Source organism: Paraconexibacter sp. (assembly GCF_041602235.1).
Classification (GTDB): domain Bacteria; phylum Actinomycetota; class Thermoleophilia; order Solirubrobacterales; family Solirubrobacteraceae; genus Paraconexibacter.
The window spans coordinates 1-5,930 of sequence record NZ_JBFIGP010000238.1; the positions used below are offsets into that span (position 1 = coordinate 1).

Here is a 5,930-nt window from a genome sequence, read left to right on the forward strand (position 1 = left end):
GATCGGGTGCCGTGACGCGCAGGACCTCGCGCCCCACGCCGGGACCGAGCGCGACACGGCGGAGCACGTGGACCCCGAGGCGATGGCCGGCTGCCTGGAGTTCGCGCTGGCCCTGGTCATGGCGCTGGACCGCGAACTGGCTGCGGCTCCGCCCGCCGTCGCCACCTAGGACGAACGTCCAGGTCGGGCGGTCCGCGCCCCTGGACGAACGTCCAGACCGCACCCGCGTCGCGCGAGGAGGCCCGGTCGGTGCCCGATGCCCTCGCCAGTGATGCTGCCGTCCCGTCCCGCCCGTTCCCGCCCGCTGCCGCTCGCGCTCCTCGTCGCGGGAGCCCTGATGTGCGCGGCTGCGCCCGCCGACGGCGCACCGACCGCCTCCCGGGACGCGACCGCCGGCAAGCACCGTGCCGCCAAGCCGACCCCGGGCCAGGTCGCCAAGCGCCGGGCGGTGAAGCTGCGCACCGCGCGGCGCTCGGCGGTCCGGCGTACGGCCCGGTCCGCGAGATCTACGGCGCGGCGGCGTGCCGCCCGGGTGCGGGCGCGCAGCAGCCGGGTCCGCGTGCTGCGCGAGAGCGCCCGCCGTCACGCTCCCATGGCCTTGGTGGAGGGGCGCATCCCGGGCCGCGCGCCGCTCACCGGCAGCGCGCCGGCCACCGCGCCCGCTCCGAGCCCCCCGGTGTCCACCGGCGGGGTGCTCACGACCCCGGCCGACGTCCCGGCGCCCCCGCCGACCGAGGGCTTCGCCGCCCTCACGCCCGCCGCGCCCACGGACGCCCCCGTGGCCGCCCCGCCGGCGATCGGCGCGCTCGGCGTGCGGGTCTCGGAGACCCCGGCCTACCGCGCCACGCTCTCGCGCGGCAGCCTGGCGGCCGGCACCGTGAGGCTGCAGTTGCAGAACGAGGGCGAGGACGACCACGACCTGCGCGTCGTCCGGCTCGAGGACGACTCGGTCGCCGCCTACCTGGAGCGCACGGCGCCGGGACGAGCGCGCACCGCCACCGTGCAGCTGCGGCCGGGCACCTACCGGTTGTTCTGCACGCTGCAGGCTCCCGTGGTCCACGCGAGCGCCGGGATGAGCTCGACGCTGACGGTGACCGGCTGATCGTGTAGAAGGAGGGCTCCACCCCCTGCCCTGGAGTCCGCCGTGGCCTACCCGATCAGCTACTCCGTCCCGTTCGTCGAGCCTCGCAGCCGGCTCACGACGTTCTTCCGCTACCTGCTGGCGTTCCCCCACTTCTTCATGGCGGCGTTCGTCGGCATCGGCGCGTTCTTCGCGGTCGTCGCCGCCTGGTTCGCCATCGTCTTCACCGGGCGCTACCCCGCAGGCCTGTACGGCTTCAACGCCGGGTTCCTCCGCTACCTCGGTCGCGTCAACGGCTACATCAGCCTCGCCACCGACGCCTACCCGCCCTTCTCGCTCGGCGAGGACGCGGACTACCCGATCCAGGTGCAGGTCGCCCCGGCCCTCGAGCAGTACGACCGGATCAAGACCCTGCTGCGGATCATCCTCCTGATCCCGGTGTACGTGATCGCCTACGCCCTGCAGATCGTCCAGATGGTCGCCTCGGTGATCTCCTGGTTCTGGATCGTCGTGACCGGCAAGCAGAACGACGGGCTGCACAGCGCGATCCTGCTCGGGCTCGGCTACAACGTGAAGGCCTACGGCTACTACATGCTGCTCACGGAGACCTGGCCGCCGTTCAGCGAGTCCACCCAGGTGGGCGCCGGCGTCCCGCCTGCCGGGACGCTGCCGCCCCAGAGCACGCCGCAGCAGACCGCCCCGCCCCCGAAGGCGCCCGAGGCGCCGTCCGGTGGCTCGTTCACCAGCGGCGACCCGCTGAGCTGACGCGGTGGCCGCTGAGCGCGCTGGAGCGCCCCCTGCCCTCTGGTCCCCGTCCGAGGAGCGCATCGCCTCCGCCGAGCTGACCCGCTACGCCACGTGGGTCCGCGAGCGCCACGGCGTCGAGGTCGGCGACTACGCAGCCCTCTGGCAGTGGTCCGTCGACGAGCTGGACACGTTCTGGGCGTCGATCTGGGAGTACTTCGCGGTCCAGGCCGACGGCTCGGCGGAGCCGGTGCTCGGGACGCGCGAGATGCCGGGCGCGCAGTGGTTCCCCAACGCCCGCGTGAACTTCGCCGAGCACGTCTTCCGCGACCGGGACCCCGACGCCCTGGCGCTGCAGCACGCGTCGGAGCTGCGGGACCTCGACGCATGGACCTGGGCGGAGCTGCGCGAGCAGACCACGCGCATCGCCGCCGGCCTGCGCGCGCTGGGCGTCGGCGAGGGCGACCGGGTGGTCGCCTACCTCCCCAACATCCCCGAGACGGTCGCGGCCTTCCTCGCCTGCGCGTCGATCGGGGCGACGTGGTCCTCGTGCTCCCCCGACTTCGGGGCGCGCTCGGTCGTCGACCGCTTCGCCCAGATCTCGCCGACCGTGCTGCTGGCGGTCGACGGGTACCGCTACGGCGGGCGCGACTTCGACCGCATCCAGACGCTGGCCGGGCTGCAGGCAGAGCTGCCGACCGTGCAGCACACCGTCGTGCTCCCGTACCTCGCGGCCGATCCCGACCTGGAGCCCCTGCGGGACGCGCAGCCGTGGGAGCAGGCGTTCGGTCCCACCGGGACCGAGCTCGCGTTCACCCGGGTCCCGTTCGATCATCCGCTGTGGGTGCTCTACAGCTCCGGCACCACCGGTCTCCCCAAGCCGATCGTGCAGGGCCAGGGCGGCATCCTGCTCGAGCTGCTCAAGAAGCAGCACCTGCACCTCGACGCGCAGGCGGGCGACCGCGTCCTGTGGTTCACGACCACCGGCTGGATGATGTGGAACTTCCTCGTCGGGGTGCTGCTGACCCCGGCGTCGATCGTCCTCTTCGACGGCAACCCCGGCCATCCCGACCTCGACACGCTGTGGGACCTCGCCGAACGCGCGGGCGTCACCACGTTCGGGACCGGCGCCGCGTTCCTCATGAGCTGCATGAAGGCGGGCGTCGAGCCGGCCGAGGGCCGCGACCTGTCGGCGCTGACCGCGGTCGGGTCGACCGGCTCGCCCCTGTCGCCGGAGGGCTTCCAGTGGGTGTACGACCACGTCGGGCAGGACACGTGGCTGTTCTCGACGAGCGGCGGCACCGACGTCTGCACCGCGTTCGTGGGGGGCGTCCCGACGCTGCCGGTGCACCTCGGTGAACTGCAGGCCCGCTCGCTGGGCTGCGACGTCCAGAGCTGGGACGAGGACGGCCACCCGCAGATCGGGGCGGTCGGCGAGCTCGTGATCACGCAGCCGATGCCGTCGATGCCCGTCGGCTTCTGGGGCGACGAGGACGGCTCCCGGTACCGCGAGAGCTACTTCGAGCACTTCGACGTCACGCCGCCCGTCTGGCGACACGGCGACTGGATCGAGATCACCGACCGCGGGACGGCGATCATCTACGGGCGCAGCGACTCGACGATCAACCGCGGCGGCATCCGCATGGGCACCAGCGAGATCTACCGTGCCGTCCTGGCGGTGGACGAGATCGTGGACGCCCTGGTCGTCGACGTGACGGGTCGCGAGGGCTACCCCGACGGCTGGATGCCGCTCTTCGTCGTGCTGCGACCGGGGGCCACGCTCGACGACGATCTCGTCGCCAGGATCGCCCGGCGCGTCCGCGAGGACTGCTCCCCGCGCCACGTCCCCAACGAGGTCCACGCGATCGCCGAGATCCCGCGCACGCTGAGCGGGAAGATCCTGGAGATCCCGGTGAAGCGGATCCTGATGGGTCAGCCCGTCGAGCGAGCCGCCAGCCGGGACTCGCTGGCCAACCCGGCCGCCCTGGACTGGTTCGCGGAGTTCGCAGCCGCCCTGGGCACCTGAGGGGTCAGCGCCGCTCGCGCCAGGGCAGCGGCAGCGGCTCGTCCGGCAGGTCCGGCGGGCCGGGCGGTGGCGGCAGCGGCGTGCTCGGCCGCAGCCCGACCGTGAGCAGGAAGCCGGCGGCGAGCGCCAGCAGCAGCGGCCACCCGACGAGGCCTCCTGCGCTGCCCGTGCCCACCGTCCACAGCACCAGCACGAGCACGCCGACCGCCGTCGGTCCCCTGTGCTCGTCCACGGCGCCGTAGGCGACGAGCCCGAACCCGGCGGCGAGGCCCACGAGCTCCCAACCCGTCCCCAGTGCGCCCGCGACCTCGTCCGGCTCACCGAGCGCGGCGAGGACCGCGAAGACGTCCGGGAAGCCCGAGACGAGGATCGCGGCGACCGCGAGGCCGCCCGCGTTGGCCATCTGCGCCGCGTGCTGCGGGCGGCGATCGCGGCGGGCCAGGGCGGCGAGGGCGAGCACGATCGCCGCGAGGAAGAGCAGCCAGCGGATGGTGGTGTCGGACGGGTCGCCGAGTGCCTGCGCCCCGGCCACCACCGTCACGAGCCCGGCGAGGCTCGCCAACAGGGTCAGCGTCGCGGTGTCGCGCGCACGGGCCCACGCGGCGGCGACCGCCGTCGTCGCCGCGGCGATCCAGGTCACCGTCGTCGCATCGGCCTCGGCGTCGAGCAGGGCCGCGACCTCCAGGGCCGTCAGGAGGGACAGCGCCCAGGCGCAGACGATCAGCGCCACCTGGTAGCCGCGCGGACTGGACGCCTCCCAGGGCGAGCGCCAGGCGAGGGTCGAGACGAACGCGACCGCCACCGCGACGATGGCCAGCCGGCCGGCGTCGCCGACCTCGCCGCGCAGGCGCAGGTCGAGCACGCCGACGAGCACGGTGAGCGCCACCGCCCCCGCGGCGACCTGATCGCCGCGGAACGGCTGGATCGTCAGGAAACCCGGCACGGCGCGAGGCTATCGACGCCCGCCGACGGGTCCCGGAGGACCGCTCAGCGGTGCCAGTCGACCGGGCCGGCGACCAGCGTGTGACTCCCGAGCGGACGCCCCAGCACCTCGGCCACCGCCCGGGAGCAGTCCAGGAGCTTGCCGAGGTCGATACCGGTGTCCACGCCCATCTCGTGCAGCATCGAGATGAGGTCCTCGCTGGCGATGTTGCCGGTCGCGCCCTTGGGCACCGGGCAGCCGCCGAGCTCGCCGAAGCTCGACTCGAAGCTCGTGCACCCGGCCTCGAGGGCGGCCAGCGCGTTGGCGAGGCCCTGCCCGCGGGTGTTGTGGAAGTGTGCGGTCACCTCGACCTCCGGGCCGAGCGCCTCGCGGGCGGCGGCGAAGAAGCCGCGCACCTGCAGCGGGTTGGCCATCCCCGTCGTGTCGCCGAAGCCGAGCTCGGTCGCGCCCGCGTCGCGCAGGGCGACCGCGAGCTCCAGGACGCGCTCCTGCGGCACGTGCCCCTCGTACGGGCAACCGAAGCTCGTGGCGATGACCGCCTCGACCTTCTTGCCGGCCTCCAGCGCCCGCGGGATCACGGCCTTCAGCCCCTCGAGCGACTCGGCGATCGTGCGGTTGACGTTTCTCTTGTTGTGCGTCTCGGACGCCGAGAGGAACACGCCGCACTCGTCGAAGAGCTCCGCGACCGCGAGGGCGTTGTCCAGCCCGCGCTCGTTGGGGATCAGCACGCTGCGGGAGACCCCGGCCGGCGGGTCGATACCGGCCAGCACCTCGGTGTTGTCGGCGAGTTGCGGCAGCACGTCGGGCCGGACGAACGAGGTCACCTCGATGCGCCGCAGCCCTGTCCGCATCAGCTGGTCGATCAAGCGGATCTTGTCCGCCGTCGCGATCACCTCGGGCTCGTTCTGGAAGCCGTCGCGCGGTCCGACCTCGCGGATCTCGACGCGGGCCGGCAGCGTGCCGGCGCTCATCGCTTGCGGCTCTTCGACGTCGAGGACTTCTTCTTCTTCGTCGGCACGGTCTTCCCGACCTTCGCCCCGATCTCGAACGACGAGTACGCGTTGCTGTAGACGACGTCGAAGCCCATCAGATCCGTGGTGCGGGAGATCCGCTTGGGCAGCTTGATCCGCCACCGC

The 5,930-nt window shown here is 73.3% G+C and carries 5 protein-coding genes; 3 read left to right on the forward strand and 2 right to left on the reverse strand.

The window, feature by feature from the left end; genetic code table 11:
* Window positions 1-256 precede the first annotated feature (256 nt).
* The 3 genes from ABYE80_RS15960 to ABYE80_RS15970 are packed head-to-tail and all read left to right on the forward strand — an operon-like array spanning window position 257 to window position 3,851.
* A complete protein-coding gene (locus tag ABYE80_RS15960; RefSeq protein ID WP_372791296.1) occupies window positions 257-1,102 on the forward strand; it encodes a hypothetical protein in 846 nt (281 codons plus the stop codon).
* Between the two features lie 42 nt (window positions 1,103-1,144).
* Window positions 1,145-1,846 (forward strand): DUF4389 domain-containing protein, encoded by a 702-nt coding sequence (locus ABYE80_RS15965; protein ID WP_372791297.1) that lies wholly within the window; start codon window positions 1,145-1,147, stop codon window positions 1,844-1,846.
* A 4-nt stretch (window positions 1,847-1,850) separates the two neighbouring features.
* The gene (locus tag ABYE80_RS15970) at window positions 1,851-3,851 is read left to right on the forward strand and encodes an acetoacetate--CoA ligase (RefSeq protein ID WP_372791298.1); all 2,001 of its coding nucleotides are present in this window, start codon (window positions 1,851-1,853) and stop codon (window positions 3,849-3,851) included.
* Between the two features lie 4 nt (window positions 3,852-3,855).
* Here the strand turns inward: ABYE80_RS15970 and ABYE80_RS15975 are convergent, their stop codons facing one another.
* Together ABYE80_RS15975 and ABYE80_RS15980 are read right to left on the reverse strand one after the other, a co-directional pair.
* Entirely contained in the window at window positions 3,856-4,794 is a 939-nt protein-coding gene (locus ABYE80_RS15975) for a hypothetical protein (RefSeq protein ID WP_372791299.1), read from the reverse strand.
* Between the two features lie 44 nt (window positions 4,795-4,838).
* Complete coding sequence (locus tag ABYE80_RS15980) at window positions 4,839-5,765, reverse strand: hydroxymethylglutaryl-CoA lyase (protein WP_372791300.1); 927 nt, start codon at window positions 5,763-5,765, stop codon at window positions 4,839-4,841.
* Window positions 5,766-5,930: the final 165 nt, after the last annotated feature.

Coding starts and splice junctions, on each gene's coding strand:
- ABYE80_RS15960 (WP_372791296.1), top strand. CDS start 257: ATGCCCTCGCCAGTGATGCTGCCGTCCCGTCCCGCCCGTTCCCGCCCG.
- ABYE80_RS15980 (WP_372791300.1), bottom strand. CDS start 5,765: ATGAGCGCCGGCACGCTGCCGGCCCGCGTCGAGATCCGCGAGGTCGGA.